At 64.3% G+C, this 2689-nt stretch carries 3 protein-coding genes; all 3 read left to right on the top strand.

The genetic code is table 11. The features are described 5' to 3' along the window. Positions 1-687, top strand: a 687-nt coding sequence (locus P8Y64_14440; protein MEJ2061646.1) for a 4Fe-4S binding protein, incomplete at its 5' end; no start/stop codon positions are given. A 307-nt stretch (positions 688-994) separates the two neighbouring features. Further along, positions 995-1546 (top strand): DUF924 domain-containing protein, encoded by a 552-nt coding sequence (locus P8Y64_14435; protein MEJ2061645.1) that lies wholly within the window; start codon positions 995-997, stop codon positions 1544-1546. Between the two features lie 235 nt (positions 1547-1781). Continuing rightward, the coding region (locus tag P8Y64_14430; protein MEJ2061644.1) for a sensor domain-containing diguanylate cyclase at positions 1782-2689 on the top strand (908 nt) is incomplete at its 3' end.

The following is a 2689-nucleotide window of genomic DNA, read 5'->3' as shown; positions in this document are numbered from 1 at the left end:
AAGGTGGTGGGTGTGGAAATGGTGCACATGAAAAAGCTGCCCGACGAACAGGGCCGGCTGCACCGCATCGCCTTCGAGGGCACCGAGACGGTGCTGCACGTGGACATGGTGATTCCGGCTATCGGCCAGGTGGTGGACCCCGCCGGGCTGGAGGCCATCCTCAACGGTGCCCCGCATCTGCATGCGGACGGCTGGGGCGAGACCGGCCATGCGGGCGTGTTCGCCGGCGGCGACGCCACCGGCCAGGGCGGCACGGTGACCGAGGCCGTCGGCGCGGGCCGCCGCGCGGCACAGGCCATCGACAATTTCATCAAGCAGGTGGGCCCGCCCAAGGATTTCGAACCGCAGGTGGTGGGTTTCGAGGGTATCAATCTCGCGTATTACGAACCGGCGCACCGCTCGCGCGAGACGATCCTGCCGGTGGCGGAGCGCACCAGCTGCGACGAGATCGACCAGGGCCTGTCGGGCGGGCAGGTGCAGAACGAGGCACGGCGCTGCTTTTCCTGCGGCAACTGCCTGGCCTGCGACAACTGCTTTACCCTGTGCCCCGACTCGGCCGTGCTCAAGACCCGGGAGTTCGCCGCCGACGGCAGCCACTACGTGTTCGATTACGATTACTGCAAGGGCTGCGGGCTGTGCGCCAATGAGTGCCCCTGTGGGTATATCCGGATGGTGCCCGAGCCTTAACAGGCTATTTTTGTCTACTCATGCTGCACGATAGGGCGTCAAAATCAGGCTCATAATGCGGGGCTGCGTAGCAGCAAACGATACGTAAACTGCGCTTTTTGGCAGGCGCATCCTTGTGCCTGCCCGCTACGCGGCTGGCGCGAAAATCTTTTCCAGAAAGATTTTTCGCCCAATTTTTCCTTCGCTCGCACTCGCCTGAGCGACAACAATAGCCTGTTAGCCCCCTTCCCGGGCGCGGGGCTTGCGCCACGCCCGGCGCGCTGAAAGAATCCCCGCTGGCATTTCTCTATCTGGCAGGAGGCGGTCGATGGACATCGTGACGCCGGAGCTGATCGACGACTTCTGGTTTTCCGAACGGGTGCGCCCGCTCTGGTTCGATTCGACGCCGGCCTTCGACGACGAGATCCGCGACCGTTTCGAGGAAACCTGGCGGCGCGCCAAAGACGGCGGCTACAAGTCCTGGCGGCAGACCGCCCTCGGTTCGCTGGCGCTGGTGATCGTGTTCGATCAGTTCCCGCTCAACATGTATCGCGGCAAACCCGACAGCTTTTCCACCGAGGCGCGCGCCCGCGAGGTGGCGGAAGCGGCCATCGAGCGCGGCTTCGACCTTGAGCTGACCCCGCAGCAGCAGGCCTTTTTGTACATGCCCTACATGCACAGCGAGTCGCTGGCCGACCAGAACCGCTCGGTGCGCCTGTTCGACAAGCCGGGGCTGGAGGAAAACCTCAAGTTCGCTCATCACCATCGCGAGATCGTGCGCCGTTTCGGGCGCTTCCCGCATCGCAACGCCATCCTCGGCCGCGCCAGCACCCGTGAGGAGCGCGACTGGCTCGCCTCCGACGAGGCCTTTCTCGGCTAGCGATACCCGCTCTGCCTGCCCCAATCCGGTGCATGAGTCGGGTCGAGCGCCCCCGCACCGTTCGCTTTGATCCCCCCTGCGCCAGCCTGGTGCGTGTTGGCCCGATGCTTGCTTTGCTAATACCATCAACCGCCACAGCCCGCCGAGGGATCGTGGGAGGCGTTCACGGTCGACCGGCAGGCAGGGAGAGTGTTGCCGTATGCCCGTCGGCCCAAGTGACATACAGGCTTCGTTTGTGGATTTGCTAAAGGTACTCACGGGTCTGGCCCGTGAGACGGATTTCTCTTGTTTCTTCGAAGGGGCCGCCGGGGCTGCAGCCGAGCTGTTGGGCGCCGACGGGGCGGCCCTGATCATGCACGAAGACGATGACGTGCTGCGTTACCGGTTTTTTCTGGGCCTGCCCGAGGATTATCAGCAGCAGTACGCGAATTACCGTTTCAGTTCCTCGCAGGGCACCGCCGGCGAGGTGTTCCGGACCCGTCGATCGGTGTATTTCTCCGATTATCCGTCCAGCCCCAACGCCATGCCGGAATATGTCGCCGCGGGGCTGAAATCAAATCTCGTATTGCCCGTTTTCGCCGGCGAGCAGACGCTCGGCGTGCTGGCGGTCTCGTGGTTTTCGTGCTCCGGTCCGCCGCACGTGGATGAGGTATCGGTGAAGGTGGCGGAACTGCTGGCCAGCATGATCGGTGCGGCCTATCACCGCCAGGAGCTGGAACAGGAACTGCTGCGCCGCGCCCAGCACGATGCGCTGACCGGGCTGTGCAATCGCGTGCTGTTGTTCGACCGCATGATGCACGCCTTCCATCAGGCGGACCGCAGCGAGCGGCTGGCCGCGGTGCTGGTGATGGACATCGACGGCTTCAAGCGGGTCAACGACCGCATGGGCCACGAGGCGGGCGACCGCCTGCTGCGCGAGGTGGCCAGCCGCATCCGGGACGTGGCGCGCGAATCCGATACCATCGCCCGCCTGGGCGGCGACGAGTTCGTAGTGCTGCTGGAGAACGTCCACAGTCTGGACGAGGTGGGGCGCATCATCCGCCGCATCCTGGCCGCACTGAACATCCAGATCACCGTGAACGGCATGAGCGAGCGCGTCGGCGTGAGCATCGGCGCGACCGTTTATCCCTTCGACGACAATGA

The sequence above is a fragment of the Gammaproteobacteria bacterium genome, from assembly GCA_037388465.1.
In the GTDB taxonomy this organism is placed as follows: Bacteria; Pseudomonadota; Gammaproteobacteria; order SpSt-1174; family SpSt-1174; genus JARRKE01.
This window is presented reverse-complemented; position numbering and strand designations above follow the sequence as displayed.